The organism is Paenibacillus rhizoplanae, assembly GCF_042684125.1.
Lineage (GTDB): Bacteria > Bacillota > Bacilli > Paenibacillales > Paenibacillaceae > Paenibacillus_AQ > Paenibacillus_AQ rhizoplanae.
Genome location: NZ_JBHUKY010000016.1, coordinates 16,343 through 31,696, shown reverse-complemented (window position 1 = coordinate 31,696; position 15,354 = coordinate 16,343). Strand labels below are relative to the sequence as shown.

Here is a 15,354-nt window from a genome sequence, read left to right as displayed (position 1 = left end):
TTCACAGATAAGAGTGCGTAGCAGCCCGGAAAGTTCATTATGCTCTCAAAAAAATATCCACAGCCTATTCCAGAGAAATCGTTAGTCTCTGGAAGGGCTGTGGAGGGAGCGAAGAAGAGGCAGGACCTGACGCATGCTCTCACGCTCATTCGTAGAACAGCAGACGCTTGGCATAAGCGTTGCGGAACTCGGTGGGGGTGAGGCCGACAATTTTTTTGAACGATTTCATGAAGTTATGGCAATCCTTATACCCTAGCTGCAATGAGACTTCACTGACGTTCTGGTTGGTGTCGGTCAGCAGGAATTTCGCCAGCTCCATCTTCTGCTGCAGAATATATTGCTTCAGGGAGATCCCGGAGATGACGGTGAACAGATGGGAGAGATACTTCTCGTTATAGCCGAAATAGGCGGCGATCTGGGATACCTTAATATGCTCGCTGCGGCTCCATTTGATGTAGTCCACAATATCGTTATAGAGCTGCTCCTGCTTGGTTCTTTTGAACGGATCAGCATCGGTTGGAAGGGTCTGGCTGTACAGCTCGCACAGAATAACGGTAGACATATAGTTATTGAGCGCCGTCTGATCATAGCTCCGCACCGAATCCTGGAGCTGCTTCATCATCACGATGATTTTCTCCACATTCCGCAGGCTTCCATATTGAGGCAAGTGAATTACATATTCTTCCTTGCCGCCGGTTAACGGAGGGGAGCCCGCAGTCTGACTGCTGTTCGCGGCGTGAAAATGCAGCCAATAGAAGCTACAGTCTGAAGACTTGTACCCGTATTGTCTGGTAAGCGGAGGCAGGAGCAGGAACTCGCCCTTGGAGACGACGAACTGCTGGTTGTCACCCGCCAGGTAGAGCACACCTTCGGTCATAACAATCAGCTCATAATCCTGCAAAATCCGGCTTAAGTGAATCCACTCTGCCGAGGGGGCCACGAATTTACCGGTCATCTCCAGATGTACCGGCTTATCTACCAGCAGCTTGAATGCAGTCATGTTATAATCTCCCTCGGTGTGAAAATAGTCTTATCCTATTACAATATCAAATAAGGGCTATCTTGAATACAGCAGAAGCTGCATCCGAGATAACCCTTGTGTGGAACAGTGATTTGCATTATGCCAATTGTTATTCTTTCACAATCTGAAGCTTATATTCCTGCACCGTAACATGATCCTCCGCCTTAACCGTGAGATTCACCTCAGTGCGGCTGTGCGGCAGCTTGATCTCGCGCGGGAGTGAATCCTCAATCAGAATTCCGTCTGCATAGACCAGGGCATTGTGATGGTGTGGTGTAACATTCAGTTGTACCTGGGATGCGGCTTGCGGAACGCTCAGGCTATACGTGGTTATGCCGCTGCTGAAGGAGGTAGACAGCGTTCCTTCACTGAAGGCGAGCTGGCGCAGTCCGGCATTGTGATCATAACCGGTCATCATGCGCAGCAGGTCGAAGATGCCGTTGTCCTTCTCTGGAACCACGAATTTGACCTCCACCTCAGTCTTCCCGCCAACCGCTTCAGCAGGAATCAGATAACTCCGCTCGTAGAAGCTGCGGGCTTCATCCGTATGCAGCACTTCGCTCGCAATCTGTTCCCCGTCTACATAAATCGCTATTTTCTTACCATTATTTCCTGAGAAATAAGTGACCGAGAGGTAGTTATCTGTGCGCGGTGCCACCTTCATCCGGTAGCTGAACCAGCCGCCATTCTCCGCTTTGCGGATGTTATACCCGTCCCAAGTAGCAACAGAGGTATTCTCTCCCTCAATGCTATGCTCCAGCTCGTACTGGTCATTGCCGACAGGCAGGCTGTCCAGGGTAGCGTCCTGCACACGCTGCCGGATTTTTCCTTGTAAAATATGCTTCTGCAGTTCAGCCGAATCGGCCTCCACCAGACGCCAGTAGATGCCGTAACGCTCATTATGCTGCTTATAATGCGGAGTGAAGACCAGCCGCTGATCCTCATCCGTTCCCCGCAGTGCAAAAGCCAGTTCGTCTTGCTCCAGCCGGACTGTACGGTCCGCAAGCTGCTCCAGCCACTCCTGCGGGCTCTCATTCACCGTCGTGATGAAGTCCTTCACCAACATATTACGGGTCGGCACACTGACAGCAACCCCTGTAGCCGATACAGACAGATCGCTCTGGCCCAGCGCGGCACTCAGCACCACCGGTCCATACTTGAACGCGACCACCTGGCGGGCATCCGGCAGGCTGAAGTGCGTCAGCTTCATCGGAAGCTTGAGTTGAAGCATGTCGCCGTCTTCCCATACTCTGTCCGTCAAGAGGTAACCTCCGCTGACCGCTGAGTTCACAGGCTGCCCGTTCAATAGAAGCTCAGGTTCTCCGGCCAGCCAATCCGGCAGACGAAGCTTCAGCGTGGTGGACTGAGCCTGGGGCTGCATCACTGAAATTTTGAACTCTACAGTATCGCTATAAGGCAAGTTGGCCGACTGGATCAGCATCAGGCCGTGCGCGGCAGAGTCCAGAGTAGAGCTGAAGTACTGGTTGACCACAATGCTGGCCGCATCATGGAAATACAGGCTGTCATTCAGCTTGGTGAAGCTCTCCATGCCGGTTCCCGTACAGCACCAGAAATGCTCGAACGGCGAGCTGTACACCTTGAAATACCCGGTCGCCATAGGCTGGAAATACATCGTCATCCCGGTATGCGGGTGCTGTGACGACACGATGGCATTCAGATAGGTGTTCTCGTAAAAGTCGGCGTAACGGGTATCCCCCGTGATTTTGAACAGCTCGCGGGTCAGCTTGAGCATATTGTAGGTGTTGCAGGTCTCCGCTGTGAAGTTGGAGCGTTCCCGGTCCAGCATATCCGGATCACCGAAGTGCTCCCATTCGCTGTTCCCTCCGGTGATGTAGCTGTGATGATGGACAACCATCTCCCAGAACTGCACCGCCGCTTCCAGATAAAAGACTTCGTTCTCCCCGAGCGTCCGGTAACGGTTCAGCGCACCGAGGAATTTCGGAATCGTAGTATTGGCGTGCTTGCCCTTGAGAATATCCTTGCCCTCATGGACTGGAGTGAACAGCGTCAGCTCGTCAAAGCTATGTGCGGCGCTTAAGTGGCCTTCTTTCCCGGTGACTCTATACAGCTCGTACAGGCAGTCATTCATCCCGCCGTATTCAACCGATAATACACGCTGATGGACCTCTTCAGACCAGGAGGCCGTGCGGCGGTATACCCAGTCACCGAGCTTATCCACCAGGGCATAGGCCGTTGTGCTGCCGGTGGCAGAATAGGACGCGGTGAGTCCGGCGATGATTTTGTGCATCGTATACCAGGGGACCCAGGCTGGCTGCTTGTTCTCCACATTATCGAAAAGGCGTTCCCCGAACGCGGAGAGGTAACCGCTCTCATGCTGGCACAGGGCCAGCTCTTCCAGAAGATAGTTCAGCCTGAGCGCCAGCCCGTCATCCCGTGTACAGGCATAGGCTTGGGACAGCGCCGACAGATAGTGGCCCAGTGTGTGCCCGCGGATCTCCGTGCTCTCCCAGCCGGGATATTTGTCGGCACGCTTCGGCAGTCCCCGGTTCTCGCGGAAGCCCGCCAGCAGGCGGTCTGGATCATAGCTGGTCAGATAATCGATCTCCTTGGCAAAGGCGTTTGCGATATACGGATCGGACACACGGACCTGGTCCATGCGGTATTCCTCGTACAAGGGCTTACCCTGAATCGGGATCGTAAGGGGCTGTGGGGGTGTAATTGTCATTTTTGTATCCTCATTTCTATGAATTCTGTAGGGTGAAGGGTGGTGAATATCCTATATTTAAGCTTATAGATAAAGGTCTTGGGGGTAAATAGTGATAGGATCGAATATGTGTGAAAAGGTTAGATTGGTGGGGGGAGATGCAAAAAAGCCACAACCGCTGCTGGGCAACAGGCTGTGGCTTGGTAGGGAAGGGATTAAGGCAGGAGCTTCTTATGGAGTGTACTGCTGCACGATCGATACAATCTGGCCATCCTTGATCGTGAGGTGATAAGGCGAACCGCTTAGATCGAATACATCCGTCTTGGCGAATTCATGAATGAACTTCTCCAAAGTGAGCGATTCGTTCCAGTTAATATCTAATTCTTCAAGCTTGCCGGTGCGGTCATAAATCTGCATGGTGACCTTGGCATCCGGAGCTACCGTATAAGTGTTCAGCGAGTCGCTGTCATTCACGATATAGTAACCGTCCGGGGCACCGCCGATTTCGGCTGCGGATTCCGGCTCCCGCTGGGCGAAGACAGCATCGGCTGCTGCGCCTTGATACCATTCGATCTCATCTCCGGTGAGGGTCGTCTTACCGTTCCGGGTCTCTATGGAATGTATATACACCGTCAGATGCTGGGTTGGACTATCGCTTTTGGCATCTGCAGTTTTTATAGTTGTGCTTGCCGTAGTCACGAGGGAAAGAAACAACAGGACCAGTACAGGAAGCAGGTAGACGTTTTTGTTTTTTAACATTATGAATTTCCCCCTTGGCGTAATCTTACACGGCTTGAGTCTACACTACTTATTTACCCTGCCGGCATATTCTCAAACTTGTTTATACCCTAATAAACGTTGGTTCAGCAGAAATGTTGCAAAAGATTTTTTAACTGGGTATATATAACAAATATTCCGTCTTTGTCAACCTCTTTTGAACCGTTCAAACCGGATTGACCTGCCTAATTAAGGGATTTATGATATAGGAATATCTGGATTTTTACTAGAATATCTGGTTCTTGAGGGGCGGTATTGGTTTGCAACAACATACTACAATTCAAACAGAACTGGCTGCTTTTCTTAGAAAAGAGGGCCAGACGATCAATCAGTTCGCAGGAATATCCGGTGTCAATTCGGGAACGCTCAGCAGCATTATTAATGGCAACCGTCCTATTGCCATGCAGCAGCTGGACCGGATTACCGCCGGAATGGGGCTTCCTGACGGAGCATTTTATGAGCTATATATAGATGAATGTGTCGTTCATTCCGCGCCCGACTGGCGGCGGCTGGGACCCTTCCTGCACCGCTGTGCGGAGCTGGACAAGCTGGAGTGTATCCGGCAGGTGGTTCAAATTATTATGGACAATATTACTTATGCCCCGCTGCTGTTCGATACGGCGGAGGAATTCTACGGGCAAGGCAAGCTTCAGGCAGCGGCTCTGCTGTATGAAGGGGTAGCCGACAGTGAGAAATATCAGCATTCGGAGCGGCTGGCCCTGTGCCAGTACCGGCTGTTCACGATCCGGATCGGCCAGAGCCCGGAGGCGGATTTCCGCGCGGCGACACGGTTTGAGTATTTCGTGGAGCGTCTGGAGGAAATAGAGCAGCTAGAGGCGCTGCGGCAGCTGGCGGATATCTATATTACTTTACAGCACTGGGAGAAGGCCAGATTACTTGCAGAGAGGCTGTATCATAAGACATCTATCCAGTACGAAATCAGATATTACAAAACCAGAAAGAAGAAGGAGCTGAGGCAGGCGCCCAGACCTCTTTGCTTCTATATAATGTATGCTTACTGGCTGCAGTCCAAGGTATGCGAGGAATCCGGTGAATATGAGCGGGCGCTGGAATTTGTGGGCTTGTACTCTGAAATGAGCTGGATTGTCGAGGAATCCGAAGAGGTTCAGCAGATCAAAGAGCAGTTCAGCAGACTTGGTATAGTCTATGCGTGTCTGTACCGGCTCATGTGCGGTGAACTTGAAGTCCTTCCTGAGGTTATGGAAGCTATCGGCACCCCCGAGCTGGAGCGGCTGGACGGGTTGCTTAAGGCGGTTCAAGCAGCTAACCGGTATGGCTGGGAGGTGGATGAGCTTATCAGCCGCTTCCAGCCGCTGCTTACGCCGGAGGGAGTGGCCTTCGGGCAAGCCGAAGGGGCTTCCGGCTGGGAGACGCCGGATCAATATCCGGTACTGCTCCATGAGCTGGCGGTGTATTCTTTCAAGGCTGAGAAGATAGAGCAGGGAATACATTATATCTTCGGGAGCCTGGAGGCTTCCGCCGCACTTGGCAGCATAGCCTGTGTGATCCGCTGTGTAAGATTATTCGAGCAGTTCCGGCCGAACGTTTCAGCGGAGGACCAGGAGTGGTATAAGCGTCTGATCAATAAAGTCCAGCTGGCCCACACCGGAGCGAAGCGGACCACAGAATCCCTGCGGGAGTAACGAAGTATCTTTTTCATCCCATCCAATTCCTTCCTCAGCCTATTTTTGTGAATTTTGCAGGTTGTTACTGTGTTTTTTCTGTTATGATAAGGACCAGTCAAGTTTATGGTAACATATTTAGGTTTTGGAAATGGGGTTCTGGAACGACGATGGAGATGAACGATACCGGCAGTTCGGCGATTCGCAATATAGAGGATGCCGCAGACCGGATGATAGAGCTGCTAAGCCAACTTTTCAAGTCAAACACGATTCTGATTTCGGTGCATGGTGTAAGCTCAGATCCCCTGCTGCGGATATTCAACCGGGAAGAACTGACGGGGCCGGATACGGATCGATCTGCGTTTCTTGATCCTATTTGCAGTCTGATTATTCTGAATGACAATAAGCCGTTACTGGTCTCTGATACGCATAAACAGCCCGCGTCTCCTGCACTTGACTTCATACACACACAGGGAGTGCATTCATTCATTGGCGTTCCTCTGCACACTGAGGATGGCGAATCGCTTGGGACGATCTGCCTGATGGACCCTGCTGCCGGGCGGTATACGAAGGAAGAACTGGACATTTTAAGCGCTATGGCTTATTTTTTCACCTATATTATGAATTTGGAAAATAAGCTTGAAGATGTGGAACAGCGGAGCCAATCGAAAATGGAACTGTTCGCCATGCTCAGCCATGAAATCCGCACCCCTATGAACGGCATTATCGGCATGACGGATCTGATGATGACGACTGATATGAACGAGCAGCAGCAGTATTACATGGAGATCATTGAATCGAGTAATTCCAAGCTGCTGCAATTCCTGAACGATGTTCTGGATTTCAGCAAGATGGAAGCAGGCAAGCTGTTGATTGAAAAAGAACCGTTCGACATTATCACCGCACTGGAAGAGAGCGTCTATCTGTTCTCCACCAAGGCTTTTGAGAAAAATCTGGAGGTTATTCTGAATGTGGATTCGGAGATTCCCCTGTATGTTCTGGGGGATGCTCCCAAGATTCGCCAGATTATCATGAATATCGTAAGCAACGCCCTGAAGTTCACCCACGCCGGGGAAATCCTGATCGAGCTGAAATCCTTGCCTGTTCACCGTGAAGAAATAGGGATTAGGATCACGGTTACGGATTCCGGTATAGGTATAGCGCAGGACAAGCTGAAGCTGCTGTTCAACAAATATACCCAGGTTCACCAGAGCAGCGAGCTGCATCATTACGGAGGTACCGGACTGGGGCTGGCCATCTGCAGACAACTGGTGGAGCTGATGGGGGGAGAGATCTCTGCGGAGAGCCAGGAAGGGACAGGGACGAAGCTGGAAGTCACGCTGTACCTTGAGAAGTATACAAGCCTGCCCTCGATTCCCTTCGAGAAGGATGTGCTTGAGTCCATTAAGATTCTGGTTGTGGATGATAATCAGACCAGTCTGCAGGTCATCTCTTCGGTACTTGAGGACTGGAGTGTGGCAGTGTCTTCTGCCCGGACTGCCGGGGAGGCACTGGAGTTTCTGGCGGCCAATAACGATTATGATCTAATCCTTATGGACAAGGATATTGCCGGGACAGAAGCCACAGAGCTTGCCAAGCATATGCGCCAGCTTGCTCCGGGCAGGAAGCTTCCCGTCATTCTGCTTGCTCCCCTGGGGACGAATCTGGACGAGGAGACCAAAGCACAGTTTGCCTCCATCATTATCAAGCCCATCCGCAAGGTGCATCTGCTCAATAACATATTGGCTTTGCTGAAGCACAGTAAGCCGGAGTCCTGATGGCGCATACTCCTCCTGGTGTTCTGCAACCAGTGAGATATTCATAGCCATACTTAATATAGCCTGTTTGAAGCCGGTGCCTGCCGGAATTCAAACAGGCTATTTGGTGCAGGCGGAGAGGGAGGCGGCGGGTTGCCCTGTACATACGGTAGAACCATGCTGCGCATACGGTGAATTCACTTTTTCATCCGCTGCGTATTGTCGGACTGAACGTTCAGGTGACATAATCGAAGAGCAGGCATCTGCACACAGGAAGGTGTGAAGAACTTGAGCTATTTCCGGAAGCAATCATTCCGCAGTAAATTAAAAACCGCATTCCTGGCCGTGATCCTCCTCTCCGTGCTGATGACCGGGGGGCTGTCGTATTCCATCTCGGCAGCGGTTCTGGAGAAGAATGCGCTGCAGCTTACCCAGGATAACGTTGTCAAATCGGCACAGATTATTGATGAGAAGCTGAACAAGCTGATGCTGATTATGATGACCTTCATGATCAGCCAGCCCTTTCACGATATGATGAGGGATGTCGTCACCGGGGACACGGGCCGGTATTATACTCACCTGAATGATCTTGATAACGTTTTCTCACAGGCGCGGATTGCCGAGCCGTTGATCCATTCGATCTATGTGTCCACGCCGATCGGGGAGTTCTACCCTTCCTCGATGAACCGGAACCGTCTGACGGAGTTCAAGGATACCTTACTATATGAGCGGATCGAACAGGAGAAGAAGAATACATGGGTTGAAGGCCATGAGGACATGCTCTTCTCCGGGAAGGAACGGGTTATTTCACTGATTCTGGAACCTATATTTGATACAGCGGTCCGCGGGGTCTATATTATCGTCAACATCCGTGAAGACGGCTTCCGCAAGCTGGTGAGCGGGGACACCGGCGGCGGGGCGCGCAGCTTCCTGCTGAACGCGGCAGGCAGTCCCGTCTATTCTATGAAGGACCCGCTCGTCCTGCAGGCGGTGGAGGGCCGTGATCTGACCGGCATGATCAGCAGCAGCCGCGATCTCAGCAATACTTTTAAGCTGGGCGGGGAATCGTATCTGCTGAACTATGCGCATCTGGGCATCGCCGATTGGACGATGATCACGATTCAGTCCAAGGCCGGCGTGCTGAAGGATATGATCTATGTGAAATGGCTGCTCGTGGTGGTCGCCCTCGTCGCCTTCACTGTTACCATGATGGTATCAGGAGCTTTTACCCGTTATCTGCTGCGTCCGCTGCAAGGTCTGATGAAGGTGATGAAGCGGGTGGAGAGCAATGATCTGACGGCAAGATTCGAGAGCGGGGGCGGAGACGAGCTGGCCCAGGTCGGGATGCGGTTCAACCAGATGCTGGAGCAGATCGTAGTGCTGATCGGAGAGGTCACACAGGCGCAGACCAATAAGCGCTCGGCAGAGATCAAGGCCTTGTCGGCGCAGATGGACCCTCATTTCCTGTACAATACGCTGAATACGATCTACTGGAAGCTGAATCTGAAGCAAGTGAAGCAGTCGCAGAGCATGGTCATGTCGCTGTCCCGGCTGTTCCAGCTCGGGCTGAACAAGGGGCAGGAGATCACTACGCTGTCTAAGGAACTGGAGCATGTCCGCATGTATCTGGAACTGCAATGCAGCTGCTATGAAGGGCTGTTCCGTTATGAGATTTATGTCGAGGATGAAGCGCTGGTTACCCTCCCGATTCCGCGCATTCTGCTGCAGCCGCTGGTGGAGAATAGTATTCTGCATGGCTTCCGCAACCGGGAGAGCGGGGGGATAATTGAGCTCGAAGTCTTCGATGAGGGAGCACGCTGGTGTATCAAGGTCAGCGACAATGGAACTGGTATGGACGAGGAGGCGGTCCGTGCATTGTTCCGGCGGGAATCGGAGAAGGGCTATGCCGTATCCAATCTGATCCGCAGGCTGCAGCTCTACTATGGGGACAGTGCTGCATTACGGGTGGACAGCGATCCTGGCCGGGGGACGGCGGTTAGTATATCTTTACCCAAACGGGAGGAGCATCAGGATGGACGATCATAAGGTAACCCTCTGTATCATTGATGATATTAAAAGCGTGGTGGAAGGCCTGACCTGCATGAACTGGGCGGAGCACGGCATCCGGGTGGCAGGGACCGCGGCCAACGGTGAGGATGGGCTGGACCTGATCGCGAAGCTGCATCCGGATCTGGTCATTACGGATATCCGTATGCCAAGGATGGACGGGCTGGCCATGCTGCGTGCCGTACTGGAACACCACCGGGACTGCAAAATTATTCTGGTCAGCGGGTATGCCGACTTCGAATATGCGCAGCAGGCGGTACAACTCGGCGCATTCGACTTCGTGGTTAAGCCTTTTACAGAAGAGGAGATCATGAAGGCGGTGCTGCGGGCGAAGTCGGAGATTATGGAGGAGCGTTCCAGACAGCATACCCTCCGGGAGATGGAGAACAAGCTGCGGGAGAGTCTGCCGGTGCTCCGGCAGGAATATTTCGCCCTGCTGGTCAGTCACAGAACGCCGTGGGAGCAGGCGAAGGCGCGCTGGGAATTCCTGAATATCGATCTGAATCCGCTGGGGTTCGTGGTGATGCTGCTTGAAATCGATCACTTTCAGGAGCGGGCGGCAGAGCTGTCGATCCGCGAGGTGGAGCTGATCCGCTTCTCCCTGCTGAATATCACCCAGGAGACCATTGCCGAGCATACGCGATGCGTGGTGTTCCGGGCCAAACATAACCGCTATCTTGCGGTGATGAATGACTGTGGTCCGGCCAGTGCAGTGGAGATTGCCGAACGCTGCTGCAAGAACATTGAACGGTATACCAAGTTCACGGTATCTGCCGGGGTAGGAGGCCGGGTGGAGGAGACCAGCGAGCTGCCGGATTCCTACCGCCAGGCGCACCGGGCGCTGGCCCACCATCTGTTCACCGGAGGCAACGCGGCCATTATGTATGATGATGTTCACCAGAACGGAAGCCAGGAGCCGCTGGCGCTGGAGTACAAGGACGAGCTGCTGCTGGCGCTGCGCTCCGGCAATGTCAGCCGGACAGGCGCGATCCTCTCAGCGATCTCAGAAACGCTGCAGAGCCTGAGCTCCGGGCATAATCCCGATTATCTGCTCGTTCTGTATGAGGAGCTGGCCGCATCAGCGATCCGCACCTTCTATGAGCTGGTTCCGTACGGAGAGATTCAGCCGCTGATCCAGCGGTTTCGGGCGGTGCAGGGAACAGCGGGACTGCCGCTGGCTACCCTCCAGCGGCTGCTGCTGGACCTGTGTACAGAGGGGGCCGCCCTGGTGCGCCGCAATAGCCTGTCTGAAGGCCAGAAGGTGATTTATGAAGCGGTAGAGTATATCAAGGGCCGCTTATCCGAGGATATCACGGTCGGTGAATGCGCGGCGCATGTTCATCTCAGCACCAGCTACTTCTCCAGCCTGTTCAAGAAGGTGAACGGAGTGACCGTTACCCAGTATATCACCGCAGCGCGCATTCACCGGGCCAAGCTGCTGTTGGTGGAAGGGGCGCAGGTGCAGGAGGTGGCCTTCGCTGTGGGGTATGAGGAGCGCAGATACTTCAGCGAGATGTTCAAGAAGATTACCGGCCAGACACCGTCGGAGTTCAGGGCGGGGTACCACCCGGACCGCCAGGAGGAGCCCTACCATTGACAGCATCTGATCCGCAACGTTGCAGCGTTCTTTATGCCAATTATTTCTCACACACGCAGCCACACTCCGTTCAGTATCAAGAGGGGCTATCCTTCTATCTCTTCAGACTTCAGATGGAAGGGACCTGCCACGCTATGGTGCAAGGAAAGTACGAGACCATCATCCCCGGGGATCTGCTGATCTATGCTCCGGATCAGCCGTATGAGCTGATTGTACAGCCCCGCAGCGCTCCAGGCTCTGGGGGAGTTCAGCCCGCCTCGGATTATTTCCTGATCGGCAGCGGGGAGTGGCTGGACTCCTGGTGGCAGGACCGCGGGCTGCCGGCCCGGACGAATATCGGCTTCGACGATACGGTCATTACCTTATGGAAGCATATTGCCGGCGAGAAGAAGAAAGTGATGGAGCATCAGGAGGAGCTGCTGGATTATCTGTTTAGAACGTTCTGCCTGACGCTGCAGCAGGTGATTCAGGCCAGGCGGCGCACCAAAGGGGCGGAGACCGCCTGTAAGCTGAAGCAATTCATTGACAATCATGCCCATGAACCGCTCAGCCTGGAGCAGATCTCCGCCTCCGCCGGGTTAAGCATCTCCCGCGCTTCCTCCCTGTTCAAAGCCGCTTTTGGCCAATCGCCGTTCGCCTACTGCATTGATGTCAGGCTGAAGTCTGCCGAGCAGCAGGTGCTCTACAGCACACTGTCACTGGAGCAGGTTGCCGACAAAGCGGGCTTCCAGAGCTACGCCCATTTCAGCCGGATGTTCCGGGAACGTTATGGCGCTCCCCCGGGAGAGTACCGGCGCAGCTTCGGCTTCCGGTTCAATCCCAGGTGAGTCCGGTGGTGTACAGCACCTGATTGGACGCAAGGAGTAAGGCTTGCAGCTTCCCATACTCAACATCCTGAACAATGCCGTCCGCTTCAAGTGCCAGCACGGCAGCGGTTGCCGCTGATTGTCCCAGAATCATGAAGACCGGCTCCATCCGGATGGAGCCGTAGGCCGCATGAGTGGCCGACACGCAGACCGGTACGATCAGGTTAGTGCATTCGCTCCGCTTAGGCACCATTGCCCGGTAGCTGATCGGATAAGGCTCGGCCAACCGGATATAGAATCCGCCTTCTGTGCTCACATGTCCGTCCTCGTTCACATAGTATTGCGTATGATGCGAGTCCATGGCGAAGGAGCCCATTCCGGCCGAATCCGGCACCGGGTTGTCCCGCCTTACATCATGCTCTGTCACCACATAATCTCCGGTCATTCTGCGGGACTCCCTGATGTAGAGCTGGGAAGGCCAGTGGCCGCTGTCCCCGAACTCATCGAGCGGCAGGCCCCACGGCTTGTAGGCTTCCCGGATCTCCTCCGGCACCCGCGGATGGTTCTGGATCGTCCAGACATACCCCTGCTGGTAGATACGGTGGGCCTCCCATATCTTTTCCCGCGCCGCATATTCCGCCTCCGGATAGCTGTGGTTCATTCCGTTGTAATCTGTAGAAATGCCGCTGTTGTTATTGGAATCAGTCTTATCCGCAGTGACCCGGTTCAATTTGAAGAAGCGTGAGCGCTGCCCCTGCTCAATGGCCCGGAACAGAATCTCATAATCGGCTTCGTTATAGCCCTCAGGCTTGCCGATCATCATCCGGTTGTCGGGATTGTCTGTCAGACACATGCGGAAGTTATAGGCTTGCAGCTTACGGTCCCCCTCGCCGGCATTGCCGCCGCGGTCTGCATTTACACGCGGGAGTAGTCCGCTCGAAGGCACTCCTTTAATGACATAGGGGTCAATTCCCGGAGGGAGTTCGTTCAGTTCAGGTCCGGGCTGAATGCCGTTTAACGTCTCCCCGTATTGTGCGTTCGGCTCCCGTCCGACCACATAGGACACGCCGCAATGGCCCATCAGGTCTCCCTCGTAAGAGGCGTCAATGAACATTTTACCGTGATAGACCTTCCCGGATTCCATAGTAATGGAGGTGATTCTTGCGCCTTGCCGGGTTACCCCATTCTTAAGCTCCAGCCTTTCCCCGCAGACGACTTCAAGATGATGCTCCGCCACCCAGTCCTGCAGCACCTCAAGCGCAACCTTGGGCTCGAACAGCCAGCACGCCCCGTCCTGCGCATATTTCTGCGCAATCCGCTGATAGAATTCCAGAGACAGGCCGCCGACTGCCTCTTTCATTCCCACATCCGTATCCCCCAGCCCTCCGGTGGTCATGCCGCCGATCCTCCGGCTCTGCTCGATAACTACCGCACTTTTCCCCATGATAGTTGCCTGGACAGCCGCTGTAATGCCTGCAGCCGTTCCGCCGTATATGACAAGATCATACTGTTTCATCCGGCTCATCTTCCTCCTTGGTAACGATTTTGCCTGCAAAAATGATTATAAGCCGCTGCCCGGACCCGCGTGAATGATGGATCTTCCTGATTCAGTTGACGGATCTTACTGTTTTGTCCGAAAGTCCGTTTTCAGGGGAAAAGTCTTTTGAATTCGCGGATGGCCTATGATAAGTTGATTGCTGAAAAACGGAATATGCCCCTGCTTCAGGAGGCAGACCAGGAGGAACTATGAAACCACAATTTCGCTATTTGGACAAACCGGCGCTTGAACCTGTACCAGGCTGTGACTGGGCGGACAAAATGGTTCTGAATCCGGCGATCATTCAGGACCCTGACTCGGATGACATTCATATGCTGTTTCGGGCAACCGGCCCGTGGCCGCAGAAGAGAAGAGAGGGCTGTCATGATCCCTATCCGATTTTTTTGGGCTATGCGCGGAGCAGGGATCGGGGAGAGACCTGGGAGGCAGACTTTTCAAAACCTGCTCTGGCTCCGGCCCTCGGGTATGAAGAGGATGAATTGTACATCATGGATATTTACGGAAACAGGGTGTGGAATTATGCCAACGGCTGTGTGGAAGACCCACGTATCTTTTATATCGGGAACGAGCTGTATGTCACGGTGGCCTGCCGGGCCTTTCCCCCTGGCCCTTACTGGCTTAGCAGCCAGCAGCCTCTGGTCCAGACGCGCTTTGAATATGTGCCCGATTGGATCTTTGCAGGAGAGAAGACGGACCCGTTCATTCAATCGGCCCGGGCGAATGATACGGTCAGCGTTCTGTACAAGCTGAATTTAGCCAAGTTGAAGGAGAGGAAATATGAAGACGCTTTCGTGTATGTAGGCCCGCTTACCGAGGGGCATGTCAGCGATAACCGTGATGTGTTCCTGTTTCCTGAGCAGATGAGGATTGCCGGTAAATGGCAATATCTGATGCTGCACCGGCCGATGAATGTCCTTCCTTTTGCCGGAGGGGAGCGGGCGGGCAAGCCTTCTATCTATCTGGCAGCGGCAGAATCGATTGCGGATTTCGCTTCACCTGCGGCAGTCCACCGGCTGCTGGCCAGTCCTCTCTTTGATTGGGAGGATAACCGTGTGGGGGCAAGCTGGCCGCCTATAGCCCTTGGGAATCAGGAGTGGCTGGTGGCTTATCATGCGAAGAAGAATGTGCAGTTTGGATATACACAGTCCTTCATGATCCTCCGGGAGCAGGAGAATGATTTCCCGGTCATTGTCCACCGCTGCTCCGACCGTCTGATGTATGCCGAGCGGGATTGGGAGATGCCGGAGGATTACCCTACGCCTTGTCTGTTTACCACGGGTGGTATTGTTATGGGGGAGGATTTAATCATGTCTTATGGCGCTGCGGATCAGAAGGTTGGCATCGCCTGGGTTCATTTTGCGAAATTATTGGAGTATATCCGGACATTTGATGAGAACGGCATTCTGCTGTAACGGAAGAGCCCGCCGCTGCCGCCTGCCGCA

The 15,354-nt window shown here is 53.6% G+C and carries 10 protein-coding genes; 6 read left to right on the top strand and 4 right to left on the bottom strand.

What is annotated here, in order from left to right:
- Nucleotides 1–145 precede the first annotated feature (145 nt).
- The 3 genes from ACFSX3_RS06265 to ACFSX3_RS06255 all read right to left on the bottom strand — a co-directional run bounded on the left by ACFSX3_RS06265 (nucleotide 146) and on the right by ACFSX3_RS06255 (nucleotide 4,466).
- Nucleotides 146–1,000, bottom strand: a complete 855-nt coding sequence (locus tag ACFSX3_RS06265; RefSeq protein WP_209993795.1) for a helix-turn-helix domain-containing protein — start codon at nucleotides 998–1,000, stop codon at nucleotides 146–148.
- A 130-nt stretch (nucleotides 1,001–1,130) separates the two neighbouring features.
- Nucleotides 1,131–3,728 (bottom strand): beta-L-arabinofuranosidase domain-containing protein, encoded by a 2,598-nt coding sequence (locus ACFSX3_RS06260; RefSeq protein WP_209993794.1) that lies wholly within the window; start codon nucleotides 3,726–3,728, stop codon nucleotides 1,131–1,133.
- A gap of 210 nt (nucleotides 3,729–3,938) precedes the next feature.
- The gene (locus ACFSX3_RS06255; protein ID WP_209993793.1) at nucleotides 3,939–4,466 is read right to left on the bottom strand and encodes a hypothetical protein; all 528 of its coding nucleotides are present in this window, start codon (nucleotides 4,464–4,466) and stop codon (nucleotides 3,939–3,941) included.
- A 278-nt stretch (nucleotides 4,467–4,744) separates the two neighbouring features.
- On the opposite strand from ACFSX3_RS06255, the gene ACFSX3_RS06250 reads away from it, so the two are divergent.
- The 5 genes from ACFSX3_RS06250 (at nucleotide 4,745) to ACFSX3_RS06230 (ending at nucleotide 12,375) form a co-directional block, all read left to right on the top strand.
- On the top strand, nucleotides 4,745–6,148 hold the full coding sequence (locus ACFSX3_RS06250) for a helix-turn-helix domain-containing protein (protein ID WP_209993792.1): 1,404 nt from the start codon (nucleotides 4,745–4,747) through the stop codon (nucleotides 6,146–6,148).
- Nucleotides 6,149–6,297: 149 nt separating this feature from the next.
- The gene (locus ACFSX3_RS06245) at nucleotides 6,298–7,905 is read left to right on the top strand and encodes an ATP-binding protein (protein WP_209993791.1); all 1,608 of its coding nucleotides are present in this window, start codon (nucleotides 6,298–6,300) and stop codon (nucleotides 7,903–7,905) included.
- Between the two features lie 267 nt (nucleotides 7,906–8,172).
- On the top strand, nucleotides 8,173–9,930 hold the full coding sequence (locus tag ACFSX3_RS06240; RefSeq protein ID WP_209993790.1) for a cache domain-containing sensor histidine kinase: 1,758 nt from the start codon (nucleotides 8,173–8,175) through the stop codon (nucleotides 9,928–9,930).
- Nucleotides 9,917–11,548 carry a response regulator gene (locus ACFSX3_RS06235; protein ID WP_209993789.1) on the top strand — a complete coding sequence of 544 codons (1,632 nt, stop codon included), beginning with the start codon at nucleotides 9,917–9,919 and terminating at the stop codon, nucleotides 11,546–11,548. The genes ACFSX3_RS06240 and ACFSX3_RS06235 overlap by 14 nt, the downstream gene beginning before the upstream one ends.
- Complete coding sequence (locus ACFSX3_RS06230) at nucleotides 11,545–12,375, top strand: helix-turn-helix domain-containing protein (RefSeq protein ID WP_209993788.1); 831 nt, start codon at nucleotides 11,545–11,547, stop codon at nucleotides 12,373–12,375. Before ACFSX3_RS06235 ends, ACFSX3_RS06230 begins: the two co-directional genes overlap by 4 nt.
- On the opposite strand, the gene ACFSX3_RS06225 is transcribed toward ACFSX3_RS06230, so the two are convergent.
- Nucleotides 12,362–13,870 (bottom strand): FAD-dependent oxidoreductase, encoded by a 1,509-nt coding sequence (locus ACFSX3_RS06225; protein WP_379312728.1) that lies wholly within the window; start codon nucleotides 13,868–13,870, stop codon nucleotides 12,362–12,364. The genes ACFSX3_RS06230 and ACFSX3_RS06225 overlap by 14 nt on opposite strands.
- Before the next feature lie 230 nt (nucleotides 13,871–14,100).
- Between ACFSX3_RS06225 and ACFSX3_RS06220 the strand changes: the two genes are divergently transcribed.
- On the top strand, nucleotides 14,101–15,324 hold the full coding sequence (locus ACFSX3_RS06220; RefSeq protein ID WP_209993786.1) for a glycoside hydrolase family 130 protein: 1,224 nt from the start codon (nucleotides 14,101–14,103) through the stop codon (nucleotides 15,322–15,324).
- The last annotated feature ends 30 nt before the right edge of the window (nucleotides 15,325–15,354 follow it).

Bases quoted from the DNA above. Each gene is read 5' to 3' on its own strand.
- ACFSX3_RS06225 (WP_379312728.1), bottom strand. From the start codon at position 13,870: ATGAAACAGTATGATCTTGTCATATACGGCGGAACGGCTGCAGGCATT.
- ACFSX3_RS06220 (WP_209993786.1), top strand. From the start codon at position 14,101: ATGAAACCACAATTTCGCTATTTGGACAAACCGGCGCTTGAACCTGTA.
- ACFSX3_RS06255 (WP_209993793.1), bottom strand. From the start codon at position 4,466: ATGTTAAAAAACAAAAACGTCTACCTGCTTCCTGTACTGGTCCTGTTG.
- ACFSX3_RS06265 (WP_209993795.1), bottom strand. From the start codon at position 1,000: ATGACTGCATTCAAGCTGCTGGTAGATAAGCCGGTACATCTGGAGATG.
- ACFSX3_RS06260 (WP_209993794.1), bottom strand. From the start codon at position 3,728: ATGACAATTACACCCCCACAGCCCCTTACGATCCCGATTCAGGGTAAG.
- ACFSX3_RS06245 (WP_209993791.1), top strand. From the start codon at position 6,298: ATGGAGATGAACGATACCGGCAGTTCGGCGATTCGCAATATAGAGGAT.
- ACFSX3_RS06235 (WP_209993789.1), top strand. From the start codon at position 9,917: ATGGACGATCATAAGGTAACCCTCTGTATCATTGATGATATTAAAAGC.